Origin of the sequence: Caballeronia sp. LjRoot34, assembly GCF_964253815.1 — a bacterium.
Lineage (GTDB): Bacteria > Pseudomonadota > Gammaproteobacteria > Burkholderiales > Burkholderiaceae > Caballeronia.
On sequence record NZ_CAXUSB020000001.1, the window covers coordinates 3,935,998 to 3,956,880 of the forward strand.

Below are 20,883 nucleotides of genomic sequence, written 5' to 3' on the forward strand. Positions count from 1 at the left end.
CGAGTACCCTGTTTTTCGTCTTGTGAGAATGTGAGGTTCTGCAAAAAACGACGGTTACCGATGCACTGCAAGACACCCGACAGAGGACTCGATACGGGATAAAAAGTCACCCGGCGCGCGCCCTGAAATCTGTCTTCAAACCTGTCTCACTCCTTATCCCGCTTGGGTCTTGCGTGCCCTGGCTGGTCTTCGTACAACCGTCGTATTGTACAATAACTCGCTAAACGCAAAGACGCCAGTCGGGGCAAGCCCAGTATTCAGTGGCTCCTTACAGCTCGAGTTTCCACAGAATTTCACTTTCGGTCTTCCCATGTCGTCATTCCTGCTCCATCAAGCCCGTTTCTTTACAACGGTCAACCACCTGAAGGACCTGCCGCCGACGCCCCAGCCGGAGATCGCTTTCGCGGGCCGCTCGAATGCGGGCAAGTCGACGGCCATCAACCTGCTGTGCAACCAGAAGCGGCTGGCGTTCGCCAGCAAGACGCCCGGGCGCACACAGCACATCAACTACTTTGCAATCGGCCCGGCGGACCAGCCCAGGGCACATGTGGTCGATTTGCCGGGATATGGATACGCGGAAGTTTCAGGTAACGCCAAGCTGCATTGGCAGCAGTTGCTGTCCACGTATTTGCAGAGCCGCGCGCAGCTGGTTGGCATGATCCTGATGATGGATTCGCGTCGTCCGCTGACCGAACTCGACAAGATCATGCTCGAGTGGTTTGCGCCCACGGGAAAGCCAATTCACGCTTTACTGACCAAATGCGACAAATTGACGCGGCAGGAAAGCATCAATACTTTGCGCGCAACCAAGAAAGCATTCGAGGAGTACACGGCGGCCGGATATCGCGGCGAATTGACGCTGCAGCTTTTCTCGGCGCTCAAGCGCGTTGGGCTCGATGAAGCCCACGAGAAAATCGAAAGCTGGCTGATTCCGAAAGCAACCGAGGAAATCGCGCCGGAAGACGAAGCGCAGTGAAATAAGGTCAAGTGCCGCCTGGGGAGAGGCGTTGAGGCGAATGTGGAGATGATTCGTAGTCGGCCGGCATAAAAAAACCCGCCGCATGACGGCGGGTCAAACAGCCTGATCGAATCCTTTACGATCATCACAGGCACCCGCTCAGGGAGGAGAAGCGGGGAGCTCGGCGCCAGGCGCCTACCTCGATCGGTATGATATACCATTGTCTCGAAATGGTTCTGGAGGCGGTACTGCCCCATGCCTGTGGCGGTTGCGGCAGTTGAGCCTGCGGCCGTTCCCCTGATCGCGTTATCCATCATCCCTCAAGTCAAGTCATGAGCTTCTATCCGCATCATCGTCCGCGCCGCATGCGCCGTGACGACTTTTCGCGCCGCCTGATGCGCGAAAACCTGCTGACCACAAACGATCTGATCTATCCCGTTTTCATTGTCGAGGGATCGAACGTGCGTCAGGCCGTTACGCCCATGCCTGGCGTAGAGCGCACATCAGTTGATTTGCTCATGAAAGTGGCCGAGCAGTGCGTCGAACTGGGCGTGCCGGTCATCTCGCTGTTCCCGGCGATTGAACCCTCGCTGAAAACGCCGGATGGCCGCGAAGCGACAAACCCCGAAGGCCTGATTCCGCGTGCTGTGCGCGAGTTGAAGAAGCACTTTCCCGAACTGGGCGTACTCACTGACGTTGCGCTCGACCCGTACACCAGCCACGGACAGGACGGTGTCCTCGACGAACATGGCTACGTCATCAACGACGAAACCAGCGAAATTCTCGTCGAACAGGCACGTGCACAGGCCGAAGCGGGCGTGGATATCGTTGCGCCATCGGACATGATGGACGGACGGATTGGCGCAATTCGCGAAATGCTCGAGAGCGATGGACACATCCACACGAAGATCATGGCGTACGCTGCGAAGTACGCGTCGGCGTTCTACGGCCCGTTCCGCGATGCGGTCGGCTCGGCTGCGAACCTCGGCAAGAGCAACAAAATGACGTATCAAATGGACCCGTCGAATTCCGATGAAGCCCTGCGCGAAGTGCGGATGGATATCGAGGAAGGCGCGGACATGGTGATGGTCAAGCCGGGTATGCCGTATCTGGATATCGTGTATCGCGTGAAGGAGGAGTTTCGCTTTCCGACTTACGTGTACCAGGTAAGCGGCGAGTACGCGATGATCAAGGCCGCCGCACAAAACGGCTGGCTCGATCACGACAAGGCGGTCATGGAGTCGCTGCTCGCATTCAAGCGCGCGGGGGCCGATGGCGTGCTCACGTATTTCGCGCTGGATGCCGCACGGCTTTTGCGAGCGTCTTCGAAGTAACGGGATCGGCGAGTTGTAGGGTGTTGACGCGGTGGCGCGGTGGCTCGTGGCTTGGAGAGCGTCGTCGGCCGATTGCTTGGCGTCGTGGCGTTGTCAGGACCGCGCGATGGCTCGAATTGCTGATACTGGAGAAACACAACGCACGTCCGGATTCCGAACGCACGTCAATTTACTCGCGTCGAAAATCACGTCGTAGGAACGGAGAGCTTGTCCAGGCTCTTCAAGAACGTATCCGCCGACTCGTATCCAACGACCCGCACCACTTCGTTGCCTTGCGCGTCGAAGAAGATGATGCCCGGCGGCCCGAACAGTTTGAAGCGCTTGAGCAATGCCTGATCGTCGAGATTATTCGCCGTGACGTCTGCGCGCAGCAGGTTAAGTTGCGCCAGGCGCGCGCGTACTCGCGGGTCGCTGAACGTGAGATGTTCCATCTCTTTGCACGATACGCACCAGTCGGCATAGAAATCGAGCATGGCCGGGCGCCCGGCGGCCTTGAGCGCCAGATCCAGTTCCGCCGACGACCTGACCGGCGCGAAAGTCTCCCCTGGCGCTGATTGCTGTGCGGTGGCCTCGGTACCGGAACCTGTCCGCGCCGTAAATACAGCAAGTGGCCGAAGCGGATCCGTAGATCCCGCCGCGAGCCCGACGAGCAACGTAGCCCCCCAGATAGCGAGCGCGGCGCCGAATCCCCGACCTAGCTTGCGCCATATCGACACCACCGCAGCACCCGACGTAAATAGCCCCAGCGCGGCCGCCGCTATAAGCAGCCACAACGCTGCCAAAGCCATCTGCGCGACCGCACTCAGCACTGGCCACACGATCCACAATGCCGCCGCCAGCAACACGACGCCAAAGAACACCTTCACGCCGTCCATCCAGTTCCCTGCGCGCGGCAGCAGCGTGCCTGCGCCAAGCCCGATGATCAGCAGCGGCACGCCGAGCCCAACGCCCATGGAGAACAACGCAGCACCGCCGAGCAGCGCACTGCCCGTATGCGCGATGAATGCGAGCACGGCGAAGAGCGGCGCGGTCATGCACGCTCCGACCACGAGCGCCGACAACGCGCCCATTACGACAACAGCGACAACCTTCCCTCCCGATCGCTTCTGCGACGCCTGATTGACGCTGTTTTGCCAGCGCGCGGGCAATGCAATATCGACACCGGCAATCAGCGTGAGCGCGAATACCGCCAGCAGCACGCCGAACGCGCCGAGCACCCAGGGGTTCTGGAGCCACGCGCCAAGACTCTGCCCGATCATCGCGGCGAGCACGCCTAGCGCCGTGTAGACGAGCGCCATGCCAAGCACATACGCCGCCGATAACCCGAACCCTCGCGACCGAGTCACGCGAGCGCCCTCACCAATAATGATCGCCGAAAGAATGGGAATCATCGGGTAAGAGCAAGGCAGCAAGCTCAACACGACACCCGCCACGAAGTACAAGCCGATGATCGCGAAAAAGCCTCCGCTTTCGAGCAAGGATTGCGCGTAGTCAGCGTTGGTCGCGCGTTCGTACCAAGGCACTTCACTGGTGCTGGCCGATAGTGCCTGACCACTGACATTGGCGGCTTGCAGCGCGGCTCCGCTTACATGGTAAACGCGCTCCATCGGCGGATAACAAATGCCCTGGTCGGCACAACCCTGCGACGTGACGGCAACATCAAAGGGGCCGGAGGCCTGCTTCACCGGAATCCGGATCACAAGTTCGCCGCGATACGTTTCCACGTCCTTGTTGAACGTCTGATCGAAGTGAACCTTGCCTGCGGGTAATTGCGGTTCGCCAAGCGTCGCCGTGCCATTCTTCACCGCAAACGCAAAACGCTCACGGTACATGTAATACCCATCTGCGACCTTATATCGCACGTCGATCTCGCCCGGTTTCTCCGTGGCGCTGAATTTGAACGCGACCGCCGGGTCGAGAAAGTCGTCGGCGGCGTGGCCCGGCGAGATCGAGCAGAGCAACAGCACGAAGCACGACACCAGCATGAGCACTGCGTCGAGCGGCCGGCGCGCGGAGAAGGCAAAGGGCTTAAACATTAAGAGGACGTTGAGTTTCCGCGGTGATCCATTGCCCATAAGCAGCCGATGCATCCGCCTGCCACGAGACAATTTCAGGTGTTTCATAAGGATGATTCGCTTCGATAAAACGCGTCAGTTCGTCGCTGCGTGCGAGGCTCGTCTTGAACAGAAGCTGAAGCTCCTCGGCGGCCTCAACCTTACCGTTCCACCGATACCGCGACTTGACCATGCCGAACTCCGTCACACAGGCGGCAAGCCGTGTGTCTATCACTTGTTGCGCGAGCGCTGACGCCGCCTCGCTGTCGGGCAATGTCGTAAGAACGAGGACAACGGGCGTGTTCACGGAAAGCTCCGATACGATGGACATTCACGCAATCCTAGCACTGCCCGTCGACAACCCGCATTCAGCCAATTGGCCTATGACCCGCGGCGCAAGCGTTGGCTACCAGCAATTCAAACCCCGTGCACAATACAAAAAGGCCAAGCAAAAGCTTGGCCTTTTTCGATCAACAGCGTGCTAGCTTATTCAGCTTCTTGCACGTCGTCGCCGTCGGCGAGTTCCGGACGATCCATCAGCATGACCAGCGCCATCGGCGCGTTGTCACCATTACGGAAGCCGAACTTCAGGATGCTCAGATATCCACCCGGACGCTTTTCAAAGCGCGGGCCGAGCACTTCGAACAGCTTCGCGACGGAGTCACGATCGCGCAGGCGGTTGAACGCCAGACGACGATTTGCCAGCGACGGCTTCTTGCCGAGCGTGATCAGCGGTTCGACAACTTTACGGAGTTCTTTAGCTTTCGGCAGCGTCGTCTTGATGACTTCGTGCGCGATCAGCGAGTTCGACATATTACGGAGCATAGCCAGACGGTGGCTGCTCGTGCGGTTCAGTTTCCGCAAACCATGTTTATGGCGCATTTTGAATTTCCTAATTAAACAAGTTTAGATCCAGCTCTTCTATTGCGTCTCTTTTGAGCGCACGGGCCGGTCGTAGAAAAAGCAAGATGCGGATTTTAAAGGAAAATCCGCATCTTTGCCAGTCAAGCGTACTGCTTGAACCTTACTTGTCGAGACCAGCCGGCGGCCAGTTTTCGAGTTTCATACCCAACGTCAGACCACGCGAAGCCAGGACTTCCTTGATCTCGTTCAGCGATTTGCGACCGAGATTAGGCGTCTTGAGCAATTCGTTTTCCGTGCGTTGAATCAAATCGCCGATGTAATAGATGTTCTCGGCCTTCAGGCAGTTCGCGGAACGAACCGTCAGTTCGAGATCGTCCACCGGACGCAACAGGATCGGATCGATCTGCGGCGCGCGCGACGGTGCTTCTGCCGCTGCTTCCGTGCCTTCCAGTGCGGCAAATACCGACAACTGGTCGACCAGGATACGAGCCGATTGACGAATTGCTTCCTCGGGCGAAATCACGCCGTTGGTTTCAATGTTCATCACGAGCTTGTCGAGGTCGGTACGCTGCTCAACGCGAGCGCTTTCAACGGCGTAGCTCACGCGGAGCACCGGCGAGAACGACGCGTCAAGCACGATACGGCCAATGATCTTCGCCGAATCTTCGCCATAACGGCGCACATTGCCCGGCACATAACCGCGGCCTTTTTCGATCTTGATCTGAACGTCGAGCTTGCCGCCCTTCGACAGATGCGCAATCACGTGATCCGGATTGATAACTTCGCAATCGTGCGCGAGTTCGATATCGCCGGCCGTGACAACGCCTTCGCCTTCCTTGCGCAGCGTAACCGTGACTTCATCGCGGTTATGCAGCTTGAAAACGACGCCCTTCAAATTCAACAGCAGGTTGACCACATCTTCTTGCACGCCGTCGAGCGTAGAATATTCATGCACGACGCCAGCAATCGTCACTTCGGTCGGCGCATAACCAATCATCGACGACAACAGCACACGCCGAAGCGCGTTACCCAAGGTGTGACCATAACCGCGTTCGAACGGCTCCATGACCACTTTCGCGTGACTGTCGCCAAGCGATTCAACTGCAATAATCTTGGGCTTCAACAAACTGGTTTGCATAGGTTTTCCTTTTCAATACCCTCGGCTCGTTACGCCGATAAGGCTGACCGGTGACAACCCGAAAATAGACAGCCGAGGTAGCCCCTTGCCTTCGGCAATCAGGGCTCCCCGGCCGTTAATCCGATTTACCGCGAATACAATTCGACGATCAGGCTTTCGTTGATGTCGCCAGCGATATCGCTGCGTTCCGGCATCGACTTGAACGTGCCTTCGAACTTCTTGGCATCGACCGCAACCCAGCTCGGCATTCCGCCTTGCTCGGCCAGATTCAGCGCTTCCAGAATCCGCACTTGCTTCTTCGACTGTTCGCGAACAGCAACCACGTCACCAGCCTTGACTTGCATCGACGGGATGTTGTTCACAACGCCGTTCACCGTGATCGACTTGTGACCGACCAGTTGACGCGCTTCAGCACGCGTCGAGCCGAAGCCCATGCGATACACGACGTTGTCGAGACGCGACTCAAGCAATTGCAGCAGGTTTTCGCCCGTCGGGCCCTTGCGGCGATCGGCTTCAGCGAAGTAACGGCGGAACTGACGTTCGAGCACGCCGTAAATACGCTTCACTTTTTGCTTTTCGCGCAACTGCGTACCGTAGTCGGACGTACGAGCGCCAGACGTGCGGCCATGCTGACCCGGCTTGCTATCGAGCTTGCACTTGTCGGCGAGGGAGCGGCGTGCGCTCTTCAGGAAAAGATCAGTACCTTCACGGCGGGACAGCTTTGCTTTAGGACCGGTATAACGTGCCACTTTGCATCCTTAATAATTGATCACGCGAAGGTCGTTCGCGCTAGTTCGAACTCGATGGATCGAACGGTGGGCTTAGTCAGTATTCTTAACGCTGATTCCATAACGCAAGCAACCTGTCGACGCGCGAGCGTCAACAGGTCAAGGCGCTACGCGACGTCTTAGATCCGACGACGCTTCGGCGGACGGCAACCGTTATGCGGAACCGGTGTCACGTCGGAGATTGCGGTGATCTTGATGCCAAGACCATGCAGCGCACGCACCGCCGATTCACGGCCAGGACCGGGGCCCTTGATCCGCACTTCGAGGTTCTTCACGCCGTATTCCATCGCCACGCGACCAGCCGATTCAGCTGCAACCTGAGCAGCAAAGGGAGTCGATTTACGCGAACCCTTGAAGCCCTGGCCACCCGACGTTGCCCAGGCGAGTGCATTGCCTTGGCGATCGGTGATCGTGATGATGGTGTTGTTGAACGACGCGTGAACGTGAACTACGCCCTCGGCGACGTTCTTCTTTACCTTCTTGCGAACGCGTTGCGCCGCGGAGTTGTTCGAAGCCTTAGCCATTACGTTTTCCTGTAACTATCAATTCCGCTTACTTCTTCAGCGATTGCGCTGCACGACGCGGACCCTTACGGGTACGGGCATTCGTACGTGTGCGCTGACCACGCATGGGCAAGCCCTTGCGATGGCGCACGCCACGATAGCAGCCCAGGTCCATCAGGCGCTTGATGTTCATCGTCACTTCGCGACGCAGGTCGCCTTCGACGATGAACTTACCTACTTCTTCTCGCAGCTTTTCGAGGTCTGCGTCGTCGAGGTCTTTGACCTTCTTCGAAAATTCCACACCAGACGCTACGCAAATGTTGCGAGCGCGCGTGCGACCGATACCGAAAATTGCCGTGAGGCCGATTTCAGTATGCTGGTGATTCGGGATGTTAACCCCTGCGATACGAGCCATTGTTTTTCCTCAAACAAAAAGCGCAAGCAAAAGCGCGGCGTTCAGCCTTGACGCTGTTTGTGGCGCGGATCAGAGCTGCAAATCACGCGCACAACGCCCTTGCGCTTGATGATCTTGCAATTGCGGCAAATGCGCTTAACCGATGCCATCACTTTCATGATATTACCCTTTTTTCAAATCACTTCGCCCGGAACACGATCCGTGCACGAGACAGATCGTAAGGCGTCAATTCAACCGTTACCTTGTCGCCTGGAAGAATGCGGATGTAATGCATCCGCATCTTCCCGGATATGTGCCCAAGAACCACATGGCCATTTTCCAACCTAACCCGGAAAGTAGCATTGGGAAGGTTTTCAACCACCTCACCCTGCATCTGGATTACATCGTCTTTGGCCATAGTCCTTATTAGCGCATAGGGACGTTACTGCCTTTGAAGTTGGCCTTCTTGAGCAGCGATTCATACTGTTGCGACATAACGTAGGACTGCACCTGCGCCATGAAATCCATCGTGACCACGACAATGATCAGCAGCGACGTTCCACCGAAATAAAACGGTACGTTCCAACGCAGCACCAGAAATTCCGGCAGCAAGCAAACGAACACGATGTAGATCGCACCGGCCAGCGTCAAACGCGTGAGGATCCGATCAATATACCGAGCCGTCTGGTCACCAGGACGAATCCCGGGAACGAAGGCACCGCTTTTCTTCAGGTTGTCGGCCGTCTCTCTGCTGTTGAACACCAACGCGGTGTAGAAGAAGCAGAAGAAAACGATCGCCATTGCGTACAGCAACACATACACCGGTTGACCAGGCTTCAGAGCCTCAGCAACGCTATGCAGCGTGTTCGCAAACCAGCCGGTCCGCGTACCCGAACTAAACCAGTTCAGGATAGTTGCCGGGAACAGGATGATCGACGACGCAAAGATCGGCGGAATCACGCCCGACATATTCAACTTCAGCGGCAAATGCGACGACTGACCGCCATAAATCTTGTTTCCGACCTGACGCTTCGCGTAATTCACGAGGATCTTGCGCTGACCGCGTTCGATGAACACCACCACGAACGTGACCGCCGCAATCAGCACGACGACAATAATCGCCGAGATGATACTCATGGAACCGGTGCGAACCAGTTCGAAGAGACCACCGATCGCGTTCGGGAAACCCGCCGCGATACCGCCGAAAATGATGATCGAGATACCGTTACCCAGTCCGCGTTCCGTGATCTGCTCACCCAGCCACATCAGGAACATCGTGCCGGTCACCAGCGTCACGACTGTCGTCAACCGGAACACCATGCCTGGATCAATAACGAGCCCAGCCTGATTTTCCAGCGCCACCGCAATGCCGAATGCTTGAAACGTAGCCAGAACAACCGTGAAGTAACGCGTGTACTGCGTAATCTTCCGCTGCCCCGCCTGCCCTTCTTTCTTCAGCGCTTCCATTTGCGGCGAAACGATCGACAGCAGCTGCATGATGATCGACGCCGAGATGTACGGCATGATCCCAAGCGCGAAGATCGTGAACCTGGACAGTGCGCCACCCGAGAACATGTTGAACATGCCAAGAATGCCGCCTGACTGGCTCTGGAAAAGCTTCGCCAGCTGATCCGGGTCGATACCCGGTACCGGAATATGCGCACCGATACGGTAGACGATCAGCGCCAGCAGCAAGAACATTGCACGCCGACGCAGATCGCCGAACTTCGCAGCGCTTCGACCGGATTTTGCGAGACTCGGGCTATTAGCCAAGAACCTTCTCCGATGCTTTCGCTAACAACGACAACATGCGCTCGTTACTCAGCGAACGAGCCGCCAGCGGCTTCAATCGCAGCACGGGCACCCTTCGTAGCGATGAGGCCCTTGACCGTGATCTTGCGCGTCAGTTCGCCCGTCTTGATGATCCGTGCGCTCGTAATGAGCACACCAACCAGACCGGCTTGCTTCAAAGCCAGCAAATCGACTTCGTCGACCGGCAGCTTCTCGAGATCCGACAAACGCACTTCGCCCACGAACTCATGCGTCAGCGAGCTGAAACCACGCTTCGGCAGACGACGTTGCAAAGGCATCTGACCGCCTTCGAAGCCGACTTTATGAAAGCCGCCCGAACGCGATTTCTGACCTTTGTGACCGCGACCTGCAGTCTTGCCCAGGCCGGAACCGATACCGCGGCCAACGCGACGCTTTGCGTGCTTCGCGCCTTCTGCCGGCTTAAGGTTATTCAAATCCATATTCAACTCCTTGATCCCTGGTCAGCCGCTTAGCTGAGGACTTTGACAAGGTACGAGACCTTGTTGATCATCCCGCGCACTGCCGGCGTGTCCTGCAGTTCGCTAACCGAGTTGAGTCGGCGCAGGCCCAGACCACGCACCGTTGCACGGTGCGTTTCACGGGTCCCAATCAGGCTCTTCACGAGCTGAACCTTGACAGTTTTATCAGACATGGTGACCACCTGGCTTAGCCCAAAATATCTTCGACGGACTTGCCGCGCTTCGCCGCGATATCACCCGGCGTGGACTGCTTGCGCAGACCGTCGAGCGTTGCACGAACGAGGTTGTACGGATTCGTCGAACCGTGGCTCTTCGCCACAACGTTTTGAACGCCCATCACGTCGAACACTGCGCGCATTGGGCCGCCGGCGATAACACCCGTACCATCCTTGGCCGGAGCCAGAAGAACTGCGGATGCGCCATGCTTACCATGCACTTCGTGTTGCAGCGTACCGTTCTTCAACGGTACCTTGAACATGTTGCGGCGTGCTTGTTCCATTGCCTTTTGAACAGCAACCGGAACTTCCTTCGCTTTGCCCTTGCCCATGCCGATGCGGCCATCGCCATCGCCAACCACGGTCAGTGCGGCAAAACCGAGAATCCGGCCGCCCTTCACCACCTTGGTCACGCGATTGACCGCGATCATCTTTTCACGGAGGCCGTCGTCGCGTTCTTCAGCCTTCACATTCGCTTGCATCTTTGCCATGACGAATTCTTCCCTTAGAACTTGAGTCCGGCTTCGCGTGCCGCATCAGCCAGCGCTTTCACGCGGCCGTGGTAACGGAAACCTGAACGGTCGAAGGCGACGGATTCGACGCCGGCTGCCTTGGCTTTTTCAGCAATACGCTTACCGACAGCGATCGCAGCATTGACGTTGCCGCCCTTACCCGACTTGTCGGCCAGTTCGGCACGCACTTCAGCTTCGAGCGTCGACGCGCTAGCCAGCACCTTGGTGCCGCACGGCGAGAACACTTGCGCATAGATATGCGTGTTCGTGCGATGCACAGCCAGACGTGCGACCTGCAGCTCAGCGATCTTGACGCGCGTCTGTTTAGCGCGGCGCAGGCGAGATTGAGTCTTATCCATGATTGCGCACCCTTACTTCTTCTTCGTTTCTTTGAGGAGTACGACTTCGCCGAAGTAGCGCACGCCCTTGCCCTTGTAGGGCTCCGGCGGACGGTAACCGCGAACTTCCGCAGCGACCTGGCCAACTTTCTGCTTGTCGATCCCCTTGATCACGATTTCGGTTTGCGTCGGGGTTTCAACTTTGACGCCTTCCGGCATCGAGTGCACCACGGGGTGCGAGAAACCCAGCGACAGATTCAGCTTGTCGCCCTGCGCCTGCGCGCGATAACCAACGCCAACCAGCGTCAGCTTGCGCTCGAAACCCTTCGTAACGCCATTCACCATGTTCGCCACGAGGGCGCGCATCGTGCCCGACATCGCATTCGCTTCACGGCTTTCATCAGCCGGTGCGAAGTTGAGCGTGCCGTTGTCGTTTGCTACCGTAACAAGCGGGTTGGCCGCTTGCGTAATCGTACCCAGCGGGCCCTTGACGGTGATTACTTCGCCGCTAAAGGCCACTTCCGCGCCTTGCGGCAGCGTAATCGGGCTTTTACCTACTCGAGACATGTTTCTTCTCCTTTTCGGCTTAAGCGACGTAGCAGAGGACTTCGCCGCCGACGCCGGTCTGGCGCGCCTTGCGGTCGGTCATCACACCCTGGGGCGTCGACACGATTGCAACGCCAAGACCGTTCATGACAACCGGAATGTCGTTACGACCGCGATACACACGCAGACCAGGCTTCGAAACGCGTTCAATGCGCTCAATAACCGGACGGCCAGCGTAGTACTTCAACGCGATATTCAATTCCGACTTCGCACCTTCAGACTTCACTGCGAAATCGTCGATATAACCTTCGTCCTTCAAAACCTGCGCAATCGCAACCTTGACTTTCGACGAGGGCATTGTCACCGATACTTTCTCAACCATCTGCGCATTGCGGATGCGAGTCAGCATATCGGCGATAGGATCACTCATACTCATTTAGATATCTCCTATTACCAGCTCGCCTTGGTCAGGCCAGGGATTTCGCCGCGGAAAGCGATTTCGCGAATCTTGCTGCGTGCCAATCCGAATTTGCGGAACGTGCCACGCGGACGACCCGTGATCGCGCAGCGGTTACGCTTGCGAGTGGGGTTCGAGTTGCGGGGCAGTTGTTGCAGTTCGAGACGAGCGGCATAACGCTCTTCGTCCGACTTGCTCGCGTCATCAATGACCGCCTTCAGCGCCGTACGCTTGGGAGCGTACTTTGCAGCCAGGCGAGCACGCTTCTTTTCACGTTCGATCAGTGCCAGTTTAGCCACGGTAACCTCAGTTTCTGAACGGGAACTTGAAGCTGGCGAGCAGTGCCTTTGCTTCATCGTCAGTCTTCGCGGTCGTCGTGATGCTGATATTCAGCCCACGAAGCGCGTCGATCTTGTCGTAATCGATCTCGGGGAAAATGATCTGCTCTTTCACACCGATGTTGTAGTTGCCGCGACCGTCGAACGCACGACCCGATACACCGCGGAAGTCACGAACCCGGGGGAGCGCAACCGTCACGAAACGATCGAGAAATTCGTACATGGCCTGGCCGCGCAGCGTAACCATCGCGCCGATCGGGTAGCCCTGACGAATCTTGAAGCCAGCGATAGCCTTGCGTGCCTTCGTGATAACCGGCTTTTGGCCAGCAATCTTCGTCAGGTCGCCAACGGCGTTTTCGATGATCTTCTTGTCGGCGACGGCTTCACCAAGACCCATATTCAGGGTGATCTTGGTAATGCGCGGCACTTCCATTACGGACTTGTAGCCGAACTTCTCAACGAGGCCGGGTACAACTTTTTCTTTATAAAACTCATGCAGACGTGCCATTTTTTACTCCGCGTCAGACGCTAAGCGTGGCACCGGTCGACTTCAAGAAGCGTACCTTCTTGTCGTTCTCGACCTTGATGCCCACACGCGACGCCTTGCCATTCGCGTCGACCAATGCGACGTTCGAAATATGCAAGGGCATCGTCTTGGCTTCTACGCCGCCCGTCGTACCCTTCATCGGGTTTGGCTTCACATGCTTCTTGACGAGGTTGATACCCTCGACCGTCACACGTTCGTCCCCAACGGACAGCACGATACCGCGCTTGCCTTTGTCTTTGCCAGTGATGACGAGAACCTCGTCACCTTTGCGAATCTTGTTCATCGCGACTCCTTACAGCACTTCCGGCGCGAGCGAAACGATCTTCATAAATCGTTCACTACGCAATTCACGCGTAACCGGTCCGAAAATACGCGTACCGATAGGCTCGAGCTTGGCATTCAAAAGTACGGCGGCATTACCGTCGAACTTGATCAGCGAGCCGTCCTGGCGGCGCACGCCCTTGGCCGTACGAACGACCACAGCGTTGTAGATTTCGCCCTTCTTCACGCGTCCGCGCGGCGTTGCTTCTTTGACGGTCACCTTGATGATGTCGCCAATGCTAGCGTAACGACGCTTCGAGCCGCCGAGCACCTTGATGCACATCACTTCACGTGCACCTGTGTTGTCGGCAACTTCAAGCCGAGTTTCGGTCTGAATCATGGTTTATCTTTCCCAACTTAATCCAGTTACGCCACCATGGCTTAACCGGTCAGTCTTGGTCCCGTCAGCCTGGTGGCTGCTTGGGTTAGAACAGGCAGCGAGGGCAGACGAAACCCGCCATCGCAATCCGGTGAATCTGTCAGCACAAGCTTGGCGCCTGCACTGGCTTCCCCCACCAACTTCGCCCGCGATGGGGCTCCCACAAAGAGGGAAGACCGAAATTATAACGCATAATTTCGGTCTGGCAAGCGAAAGTTACTGCGATACTTCTTTTACCGCTTTTTGACGCTTAGATTACGCGAGCCGTCTCAAGCAACTTCGACACAACCCAGGCTTTCGTCTTCGAAATCGGACGGGTTTCCTGGATCTCGACGAGATCGCCTTCGTTGTACGTGTTCGCGTCGTCGTGAGCGTGGTACTTCTTCGACCGTACGACGTACTTGCCGTAGATCGGATGCTTTACGCGATGCTCAACCAGCACGGTGACCGTCTTTTCCATCTTGTTGCTGACGACCTTGCCGACCAGCGTCCGCTTGAGCGAGGTTTTTACGCTATCGTTCATTTCTGGTTCGCCTTCTCAGTCAGGACGGTCCGCACACGAGCGATGTCGCGACGAACCTTCTTCAATTGACTGTTGTTGGTCAATTGCTGGGTCGCGAGTTGCATGCGCAGGCCGAATTGCGCCTTCAGCAGGTCCGTCAGCTCTTGATTGAGCCCAGCCTGGTCTTTCTGGTGAAGTTCGGAAGCCTTCATCATTGCTCCTTAGGCGCCGAGCTGGCGTGAAACGAAGTACGTCTTCAGCGGCAGCTTAGCTGCAGCCAGACGGAACGCTTCACGTGCCAACTCTTCAGTAACACCGTCCATTTCATACAACATCTTGCCCGGTTGAATCTCTGCGACGTAGTACTCAGGGTTACCTTTACCGTTACCCATCCGTACTTCAGCCGGCTTTTGCGAGATCGGCTTGTCCGGGAAAATGCGGATCCAGATACGGCCGCCACGTTTAATGTGACGCGTCATTGCACGACGCGCCGCTTCGATTTGGCGCGCGGTCAAACGGCCGCGACCGATAGCTTTCAGACCATATTCACCGAACGACACTGCGTTGCCGCGCGTCGCCTTGCCGGTGTTACGACCCTTTTGCTCTTTGCGATACTTTCTGCGTTTCGGTTGCAGCATCGTTATTCTCCAGTCTTCCCGTCGCCGCCGGCACCGCCAGCACGACGGGGAGCGCCTGCACCACGGCGCGCACCTGCGTTTGCCGGACCACCACCTTCACCATCACGACGCGGACGGCGATCGCCACCCGGACGTGCGTTGCGGCGCGGACGCTTGTCTTCGGCTACTTCTTCGACTACCGGTGCATCATTGCGGCCCAGCGTGTCGCCCTTGTAGACCCACACTTTGACGCCGATGATGCCGTAGGTCGTCTTCGCTTCCGACGTTGCGTAGTCGATATCAGCACGCAGCGTGTGAAGCGGAACGCGACCTTCGCGATACCACTCCGTACGAGCGATTTCGATACCGTTCAACCGGCCAGCGCTCATGATCTTGATGCCTTGAGCACCCAGACGCATGGCGTTTTGCATCGCACGCTTCATCGCGCGGCGGAACATGATCCGGCGCTCGAGTTGCTGCGTGATCGAGTCGGCGATCAGTTGCGCATCGGTTTCCGGCTTACGGATTTCTTCGATGTTGACGTGGACCGGAACGCCCATGCGGCGTTGCAGTTCCGTCTTCAACAGTTCGATATCCTCGCCCTTCTTGCCGATCACTACGCCCGGACGCGAGCTGTAAATCGTGATACGTGCATTCTTCGCCGGACGCTCGATGACAACCCGACCTACCGAAGCGTTTTTCAGCTTCTTCTTCAGGTATTCACGAACGCCGATGTCTTCCTGCAGCATCGATGCGAAATTGGTGTTGTTCGCGTACCAACGCGACGCCCAATTTCGGCTGACAGCCAGACGGAAGCCTGTCGGATGAATTTTTTGTCCCATCGTATGGCTCCTTAATTCCCGACTGTCACAGTGATGTGACAGGATTGCTTCTCGATACGGTTACCACGGCCTTTTGCGCGCGCGGTGAATCGCTTCAGGGAAGCTGCCTTGTCGACCATGATGCTCGTTACTTTGAGCTCGTCGATGTCGGCGCCTTCGTTGTGTTCCGCATTCGCGATCGCTGACAGCACGACCTTCTTGACAATACCCGCCGCCTTCTTCGGCGAGAACGTAAGAACGTTCAACGCCTTGTCGACCGGCAAACCACGGATCTGGTCAGCCACAAGGCGCGTTTTCTGCGCCGAGATGCGGGCACCGCGATGAATAGCTTTTACTTCCATCTTGATAGCCCCTTATTTCTTGGCCTTCTTGTCGGCTGCATGACCCTTGAACGTACGGGTCAATGCGAACTCGCCAAGTTTGTGGCCGACCATGTTTTCCGAAACATAAACCGGGACGTGTTGACGGCCGTTATGTACGGCGATCGTCAGACCGATGAAGTCCGGCAGGATCGTCGAACGACGCGACCAGGTCTTGATCGGCTTCTTGTCACGCGCAGCTGCGGCAGCCTCAACCTTCTTCAGCAAATGAGCGTCGCAGAACGGACCTTTTTTAACAGAACGTGCCATTGCTTACTCCTTAGCGCTTGTGACGGCGCTGAACGATCATCGTCGTCGTGCGCTTGTTGCTGCGTGTACGATAACCCTTAGCCGGGGTTCCCCACGGGCTGACCGGATCGCGACCTGCTGCCGTCTTACCTTCACCACCACCGTGCGGGTGATCAACCGGGTTCATTGCAACGCCACGCACCGTCGGGCGGATGCCGCGCCAGCGGTTAGCACCAGCCTTACCGATTTGACGGAGGCTATGCTCTTCGTTGCCAACTTCACCAATCGTCGCGCGGCACTCAACGTGCACACGGCGAATTTCACCCGAACGCAGGCGAACCTGAGCGTACGTGCCTTCGCGAGCCAGCAGCATCGCGGACGTACCAGCCGAACGCGCCATTTGCGCACCCTTGCCCGGCAACATCTCGACGCAGTGAATCGTCGTACCGACCGGAATGTTGCGGATCGGCAAGGTGTTACCCGAGCGGATCGGCGCTTCCGAACCGGACATCAACGCTTGACCCACCGTCGCACCCTTCGGAGCGATGATGTACGTGCGCTCGCCGTCTGCGTACAGAACCAGCGCGATGTTCGCGCTACGGTTCGGATCGTACTCAAGACGTTCGATCTTTGCCGGAATGCCGTCCTTGATGCGACGGAAGTCGACGATACGATACTGTTGCTTGTGACCACCACCCTTGTGACGGACGGTGATACGACCGGAGTTATTCCGGCCGGCAGTCACGGACTGTGAGTCGAGCAGCGCTGCGTGCGGCTTGCCCTTGTACAGATCCTTGTTGACCACCTTGACCATCGCGCGGCGACCCGGCGAAGTCGGCTTAACTTTTACGATTGCCATGATTACTTGGCCTCCGCTTCAAAGTTGATTTCCTGGCCGGGCTTCAGGCAGACATACGCCTTCTTCACGTCTTTGCGCTTGCCCATGAAGCGGCCAAAGCGCTTGGCTTTACCCTTCGTGACCAGCACATTGACGGAATTGACTTCTACCTTGAACAGCAGCTCGACAGCAGCCTTGACTTCCTGCTTCGTGGCATCGGGCGCGACTTCGAACACAACTTGCTCGTTCTTGTCGGCCACCAGCGTCGCCTTTTCGGAGATCACCGGCGCGAGCAGGACCTGCATCAAACGATGATCGTTCTTGCGAATCTCGCTCATGACAGCAACTCCTCGATCTGGGCGACCGCAGCCTTCGTAATCACGATCTTCTTGAAGTAGATCAACGAGAGCGGGTCGGCGTAACGCGGCTCGACAACGGCCACGTGGGCCAGATTGCGCGACGCGAGGTACAGGTTTTCGTCGACCGTGTCAGTAATGACCAGGACGGACTCGAGACCCATTGCCTTGAATTTTTCGGCCAACAGCTTGGTCTTCGGCGCTTCAAGGGTCATCTCGTCGACGACCACGATGCGACCTTCACGAGCCAGCTGCGAATAGATCGAGCAGAGGCCTGCGCGATGCATCTTCTTGTTGACCTTGTGCGAAAAGTTTTCTTCCGGCGAATTCGGGAAGATACGGCCACCGCCGCGCCACAACGGGCTCGACGACATACCGGCACGAGCGCGGCCCGTACCCTTTTGACGCCACGGCTTCTTGGTCGTGTGCTTGACTTGCTCACGATCCTTCTGCGCGCGATTACCGCTACGTGCGTTGGCTTGATAGGCCGTGACGACCTGATGGATCAGGGCTTCGTTGTAATCGCGACCGAACACGACGTCCGATGCGTTCACACCCGTGCCTTCCTGACCATTGGCGCTCAGGAGCTTAAGTTCCATTATTTCGCTCCTTTCACAGCGCGTGCCTTGACAGCCGGCGTCACGAAGACCTTGCCGCCCTTAGCGCCAGGAACAGCGCCACGGACCAGCAACAGATGACGGTCAGTGTCGATACGAGCGATCACAAGGTTTTGCACCGTAACCGTTTCGTCGCCCATGTGACCCGTCATGCGCTTACCCGGGAAAACACGACCCGGATCCTGCGCCATACCGATCGAACCAGGGACGTTGTGCGAACGCGAGTTACCGTGCGATGCGCGACCCGAAGCGAAGTTGTGACGCTTGATGGTACCGGCGTAGCCCTTACCGATCGACACGCCTTGCACGTCGACTTTCTGGCCTACTTCGAAGATGTCCGTACCGATCACGGTACCGTTCGACAACTCGGCAGCCTTAGCGGAATCGATCTGGAATTCTTTGAGAACTTCACCAGCTTGTACGCCGGCTTTGGCAAGGTGACCTGCCAGCGGCTTCGTCACGCGCGATGCGCGGCGAGTGCCGAATGCAACTTGAACGGCGATGTAACCATCCGTTTCTACAGACTTGATCTGCGTCACTCGGTTGTCCGACACGTCCAATACGGTGACGGGAATCGAATCCCCTTCAGGCGTAAAGATACGGGTCATGCCAACCTTGCGACCTACGAGTCCAAGGCTCATCGTTTTCTCCATTCCCAACTGCGATTGGTCGGGGCTGATTTACAAAATGCCGGTCGCTCAGGTGAACAACTTCACGAGAATCGCACCGACTTTTTTGCGCAAATGCGCGAAAAGCCTTGGAGTATAACAAGGCTTTTCGTTTTCCGCAAGCAATCAAAGACTTAGCGCCACTCCTCGCGAGAGCGGCGCCGGGTGAAACTTATTGCAACTTGATTTCCACATCGACGCCAGCCGGCAAGTCGAGCTTCATCAACGCGTCAACGGTCTTGTCCGTCGGATCGACGATGTCCATCAGGCGCTGGTGGGTGCGGATTTCGAGCTGATCGCGCGACGTCTTGTTGACGTGCGGCGAACGCAGAATGTCAAAACGTTGGATACGGGTCGGCAGCGGCACCGGACCACGTACGATTGCGCCAGTCCGCTTAGCCGTATCGACAATTTCAGCTGCCGATTGATCGATCAGACGATAGTCGAAAGCCTTCAGGCGAATGCGGATTTTCTGGTTTGCCATGACAATTCCTTGAAAGAACGAGACGATGTTGCACCGTCGATTTGGTAAAAGAGCAAGGAGCCGAGCACGCGTAAGGCACGTGCGCCCGGCTCCGGGCACGACTACAAACTACAGCTTTTGAAGCAAGCTCAGGATTTTACGCGAGAACCTTGGCGACGACACCCGCGCCGACGGTACGACCGCCTTCACGGATAGCGAAGCGCAGACCTTCTTCCATCGCGATCGGAGCGATCAGCTTCACCGTGATCGACACGTTGTCGCCCGGCATGACCATTTCCTTGTCCTTCGGCAACTCGATCGAACCCGTTACGTCCGTGGTACGGAAGTAGAACTGCGGACGATAGTTGTTGAAGAACGGCGTGTGACGACCGCCTTCGTCCTTGCTCAACACATACACTTCTGCCGTGAAGTGCGTGTGCGGCGTGATCGAACCCGGCTTAGCCAACACCTGGCCACGTTCCACGTCTTCACGCTTCGTGCCGCGCAACAGAATACCCACGTTGTCGCCCGCTTGACCTTGGTCCAGCAGCTTGCGGAACATTTCCACGCCCGTGCACGTCGTCTTCACCGTCGGCTTGATGCCGATGATTTCGATTTCTTCGCCGACCTTAACCACACCGCGCTCGATACGACCCGTCACCACCGTGCCGCGACCCGAGATCGAGAACACGTCTTCCACCGGCATCAGGAACGAACCGTCGATGGCGCGCTCCGGCGTCGGGATGTACGTGTCCAGTGCATCGGCCAGGTTCATGATCGCCACTTCGCCCAGCTCGCCCGTGTCGCCTTCCAGCGCCAGTTTGGCCGAACCCTTGATGATCGGCGTCTCGTCGCCCGGGAAGTCATACTTCACCAGAAGCTCACGCACTTCCATTTCAACGAGTTCCAGCAACTCGGCGTCGTCCACCATGTCGCACTTGTTCAGGAACACGATGATGTACGGCACGCCAACCTGGCGAGCCAACAGAATGTGCTCACGCGTTTGCGGCATCGGGCCGTCTGCAGCCGAACACACCAGGATTGCGCCGTCCATCTGCGCTGCACCCGTAATCATGTTCTTCACATAGTCGGCGTGTCCCGGGCAGTCAACGTGCGCGTAGTGACGCGCTGCCGTTTCGTACTCGACGTGTGCCGTGTTGATCGTAATACCACGTGCCTTTTCTTCCGGCGCTGCATCGATCTGGTCATACGCCTTCGCTTCGCCGCCAAACTTCTTCGACAACACCGTCGCGATTGCTGCCGTCAGCGTGGTCTTGCCATGGTCGACGTGACCAATCGTGCCTACGTTGACGTGCGGCTTGGTCCGTTCGAATTTACCTTTTGCCATGATTACCTTCTTTCAAATTTGTTGATCGGTTAAAGACTTCTGGCTTA

34 protein-coding genes are annotated in these 20,883 nt (G+C 57.2%); 2 read left to right on the top strand and 32 right to left on the bottom strand.

The genetic code is table 11. From position 1 onward, the window contains the following. Positions 1 to 310 precede the first annotated feature (310 nt). Positions 311 to 976, top strand: coding sequence for a ribosome biogenesis GTP-binding protein YihA/YsxC (gene yihA / locus ACSQ36_RS17675; protein ID WP_213767115.1), 666 nt, complete (start codon positions 311 to 313; stop codon positions 974 to 976). Between the two features lie 314 nt (positions 977 to 1,290). Then, positions 1,291 to 2,292, top strand: coding sequence for a porphobilinogen synthase (hemB, locus tag ACSQ36_RS17680; protein WP_213767114.1), 1,002 nt, complete (start codon positions 1,291 to 1,293; stop codon positions 2,290 to 2,292). Positions 2,293 to 2,477: 185 nt separating this feature from the next. Here hemB and dsbD read toward each other — a convergent pair whose 3' ends face one another. From dsbD to tuf, 32 genes are all read right to left on the bottom strand, one after another. Further along, entirely contained in the window at positions 2,478 to 4,277 is a 1,800-nt protein-coding gene (gene dsbD, locus ACSQ36_RS17685) for a protein-disulfide reductase DsbD (protein WP_436183209.1), read from the bottom strand. Positions 4,278 to 4,320: 43 nt separating this feature from the next. After that, on the bottom strand, positions 4,321 to 4,677 hold the full coding sequence (gene cutA, locus ACSQ36_RS17690; protein ID WP_213767112.1) for a divalent-cation tolerance protein CutA: 357 nt from the start codon (positions 4,675 to 4,677) through the stop codon (positions 4,321 to 4,323). A gap of 155 nt (positions 4,678 to 4,832) precedes the next feature. Then, positions 4,833 to 5,228, bottom strand: a complete 396-nt coding sequence (rplQ, locus tag ACSQ36_RS17695; protein WP_213767111.1) for a 50S ribosomal protein L17 — start codon at positions 5,226 to 5,228, stop codon at positions 4,833 to 4,835. Positions 5,229 to 5,370: 142 nt separating this feature from the next. Further along, positions 5,371 to 6,348, bottom strand: a complete 978-nt coding sequence (locus ACSQ36_RS17700) for a DNA-directed RNA polymerase subunit alpha (protein ID WP_031361560.1) — start codon at positions 6,346 to 6,348, stop codon at positions 5,371 to 5,373. A 125-nt stretch (positions 6,349 to 6,473) separates the two neighbouring features. Continuing rightward, positions 6,474 to 7,097, bottom strand: a complete 624-nt coding sequence (gene rpsD / locus ACSQ36_RS17705) for a 30S ribosomal protein S4 (RefSeq protein ID WP_031361561.1) — start codon at positions 7,095 to 7,097, stop codon at positions 6,474 to 6,476. A gap of 158 nt (positions 7,098 to 7,255) precedes the next feature. Beyond that, positions 7,256 to 7,660 carry a 30S ribosomal protein S11 gene (gene rpsK / locus ACSQ36_RS17710; protein ID WP_006052224.1) on the bottom strand — a complete coding sequence of 135 codons (405 nt, stop codon included), beginning with the start codon at positions 7,658 to 7,660 and terminating at the stop codon, positions 7,256 to 7,258. A 28-nt stretch (positions 7,661 to 7,688) separates the two neighbouring features. After that, on the bottom strand, positions 7,689 to 8,054 hold the full coding sequence (gene rpsM, locus ACSQ36_RS17715) for a 30S ribosomal protein S13 (RefSeq protein ID WP_213767110.1): 366 nt from the start codon (positions 8,052 to 8,054) through the stop codon (positions 7,689 to 7,691). A 41-nt stretch (positions 8,055 to 8,095) separates the two neighbouring features. Next, positions 8,096 to 8,212: a 50S ribosomal protein L36 gene (gene rpmJ, locus ACSQ36_RS17720; RefSeq protein ID WP_004199844.1), complete on the bottom strand. Its 117-nt coding sequence runs from the start codon at positions 8,210 to 8,212 to the stop codon at positions 8,096 to 8,098. A 20-nt stretch (positions 8,213 to 8,232) separates the two neighbouring features. Continuing rightward, on the bottom strand, positions 8,233 to 8,451 hold the full coding sequence (gene infA / locus ACSQ36_RS17725; protein WP_047845346.1) for a translation initiation factor IF-1: 219 nt from the start codon (positions 8,449 to 8,451) through the stop codon (positions 8,233 to 8,235). A gap of 8 nt (positions 8,452 to 8,459) precedes the next feature. Next, complete coding sequence (gene secY, locus ACSQ36_RS17730) at positions 8,460 to 9,806, bottom strand: preprotein translocase subunit SecY (protein ID WP_213767109.1); 1,347 nt, start codon at positions 9,804 to 9,806, stop codon at positions 8,460 to 8,462. 44 nt (positions 9,807 to 9,850) lie between these two features. After that, entirely contained in the window at positions 9,851 to 10,285 is a 435-nt protein-coding gene (rplO, locus tag ACSQ36_RS17735; RefSeq protein WP_213767108.1) for a 50S ribosomal protein L15, read from the bottom strand. Positions 10,286 to 10,314: 29 nt separating this feature from the next. Next, positions 10,315 to 10,497, bottom strand: a complete 183-nt coding sequence (gene rpmD, locus ACSQ36_RS17740) for a 50S ribosomal protein L30 (RefSeq protein WP_047845343.1) — start codon at positions 10,495 to 10,497, stop codon at positions 10,315 to 10,317. 14 nt (positions 10,498 to 10,511) lie between these two features. Then, positions 10,512 to 11,030 carry a 30S ribosomal protein S5 gene (rpsE, locus tag ACSQ36_RS17745; protein ID WP_031361566.1) on the bottom strand — a complete coding sequence of 173 codons (519 nt, stop codon included), beginning with the start codon at positions 11,028 to 11,030 and terminating at the stop codon, positions 10,512 to 10,514. 14 nt (positions 11,031 to 11,044) lie between these two features. Further along, positions 11,045 to 11,410, bottom strand: a complete 366-nt coding sequence (gene rplR, locus ACSQ36_RS17750) for a 50S ribosomal protein L18 (protein ID WP_089162634.1) — start codon at positions 11,408 to 11,410, stop codon at positions 11,045 to 11,047. 12 nt (positions 11,411 to 11,422) lie between these two features. After that, entirely contained in the window at positions 11,423 to 11,956 is a 534-nt protein-coding gene (rplF, locus tag ACSQ36_RS17755) for a 50S ribosomal protein L6 (protein WP_213767107.1), read from the bottom strand. 19 nt (positions 11,957 to 11,975) lie between these two features. After that, on the bottom strand, positions 11,976 to 12,371 hold the full coding sequence (gene rpsH / locus ACSQ36_RS17760; RefSeq protein WP_031361569.1) for a 30S ribosomal protein S8: 396 nt from the start codon (positions 12,369 to 12,371) through the stop codon (positions 11,976 to 11,978). Positions 12,372 to 12,385: 14 nt separating this feature from the next. Further along, on the bottom strand, positions 12,386 to 12,691 hold the full coding sequence (rpsN, locus tag ACSQ36_RS17765) for a 30S ribosomal protein S14 (RefSeq protein WP_031361570.1): 306 nt from the start codon (positions 12,689 to 12,691) through the stop codon (positions 12,386 to 12,388). Positions 12,692 to 12,698: 7 nt separating this feature from the next. Further along, entirely contained in the window at positions 12,699 to 13,238 is a 540-nt protein-coding gene (gene rplE, locus ACSQ36_RS17770) for a 50S ribosomal protein L5 (RefSeq protein WP_031361571.1), read from the bottom strand. A gap of 13 nt (positions 13,239 to 13,251) precedes the next feature. Next, entirely contained in the window at positions 13,252 to 13,560 is a 309-nt protein-coding gene (gene rplX / locus ACSQ36_RS17775; protein ID WP_436182858.1) for a 50S ribosomal protein L24, read from the bottom strand. Between the two features lie 9 nt (positions 13,561 to 13,569). Continuing rightward, on the bottom strand, positions 13,570 to 13,938 hold the full coding sequence (gene rplN, locus ACSQ36_RS17780) for a 50S ribosomal protein L14 (RefSeq protein WP_006052212.1): 369 nt from the start codon (positions 13,936 to 13,938) through the stop codon (positions 13,570 to 13,572). Between the two features lie 289 nt (positions 13,939 to 14,227). Further along, positions 14,228 to 14,500 carry a 30S ribosomal protein S17 gene (rpsQ, locus tag ACSQ36_RS17785; protein ID WP_213767105.1) on the bottom strand — a complete coding sequence of 91 codons (273 nt, stop codon included), beginning with the start codon at positions 14,498 to 14,500 and terminating at the stop codon, positions 14,228 to 14,230. Then, complete coding sequence (gene rpmC / locus ACSQ36_RS17790; RefSeq protein ID WP_031361575.1) at positions 14,497 to 14,691, bottom strand: 50S ribosomal protein L29; 195 nt, start codon at positions 14,689 to 14,691, stop codon at positions 14,497 to 14,499. Before rpmC ends, rpsQ begins: the two co-directional genes overlap by 4 nt. A gap of 9 nt (positions 14,692 to 14,700) precedes the next feature. Beyond that, positions 14,701 to 15,117, bottom strand: coding sequence for a 50S ribosomal protein L16 (gene rplP / locus ACSQ36_RS17795; protein ID WP_031361576.1), 417 nt, complete (start codon positions 15,115 to 15,117; stop codon positions 14,701 to 14,703). A 2-nt stretch (positions 15,118 to 15,119) separates the two neighbouring features. Then, entirely contained in the window at positions 15,120 to 15,938 is an 819-nt protein-coding gene (rpsC, locus tag ACSQ36_RS17800) for a 30S ribosomal protein S3 (protein WP_031361577.1), read from the bottom strand. An 11-nt stretch (positions 15,939 to 15,949) separates the two neighbouring features. After that, complete coding sequence (gene rplV / locus ACSQ36_RS17805; protein WP_031361578.1) at positions 15,950 to 16,279, bottom strand: 50S ribosomal protein L22; 330 nt, start codon at positions 16,277 to 16,279, stop codon at positions 15,950 to 15,952. Between the two features lie 12 nt (positions 16,280 to 16,291). Further along, on the bottom strand, positions 16,292 to 16,567 hold the full coding sequence (rpsS, locus tag ACSQ36_RS17810) for a 30S ribosomal protein S19 (RefSeq protein WP_031361579.1): 276 nt from the start codon (positions 16,565 to 16,567) through the stop codon (positions 16,292 to 16,294). Between the two features lie 10 nt (positions 16,568 to 16,577). Further along, on the bottom strand, positions 16,578 to 17,405 hold the full coding sequence (gene rplB, locus ACSQ36_RS17815; RefSeq protein ID WP_158934179.1) for a 50S ribosomal protein L2: 828 nt from the start codon (positions 17,403 to 17,405) through the stop codon (positions 16,578 to 16,580). 2 nt (positions 17,406 to 17,407) lie between these two features. Then, a complete protein-coding gene (gene rplW, locus ACSQ36_RS17820; protein ID WP_031361581.1) occupies positions 17,408 to 17,722 on the bottom strand; it encodes a 50S ribosomal protein L23 in 315 nt (104 codons plus the stop codon). Beyond that, positions 17,719 to 18,339 (bottom strand): 50S ribosomal protein L4, encoded by a 621-nt coding sequence (gene rplD, locus ACSQ36_RS17825; protein ID WP_031361582.1) that lies wholly within the window; start codon positions 18,337 to 18,339, stop codon positions 17,719 to 17,721. The genes rplW and rplD overlap by 4 nt, the downstream gene beginning before the upstream one ends. Then, positions 18,339 to 18,998 carry a 50S ribosomal protein L3 gene (rplC, locus tag ACSQ36_RS17830; protein WP_062091252.1) on the bottom strand — a complete coding sequence of 220 codons (660 nt, stop codon included), beginning with the start codon at positions 18,996 to 18,998 and terminating at the stop codon, positions 18,339 to 18,341. Before rplC ends, rplD begins: the two co-directional genes overlap by 1 nt. Before the next feature lie 199 nt (positions 18,999 to 19,197). Next, positions 19,198 to 19,509: a 30S ribosomal protein S10 gene (gene rpsJ / locus ACSQ36_RS17835; protein ID WP_031361584.1), complete on the bottom strand. Its 312-nt coding sequence runs from the start codon at positions 19,507 to 19,509 to the stop codon at positions 19,198 to 19,200. Between the two features lie 136 nt (positions 19,510 to 19,645). Beyond that, positions 19,646 to 20,836 (bottom strand): elongation factor Tu, encoded by a 1,191-nt coding sequence (gene tuf, locus ACSQ36_RS17840; protein WP_031361585.1) that lies wholly within the window; start codon positions 20,834 to 20,836, stop codon positions 19,646 to 19,648. Between the last annotated feature and the right edge of the window lie 47 nt (positions 20,837 to 20,883).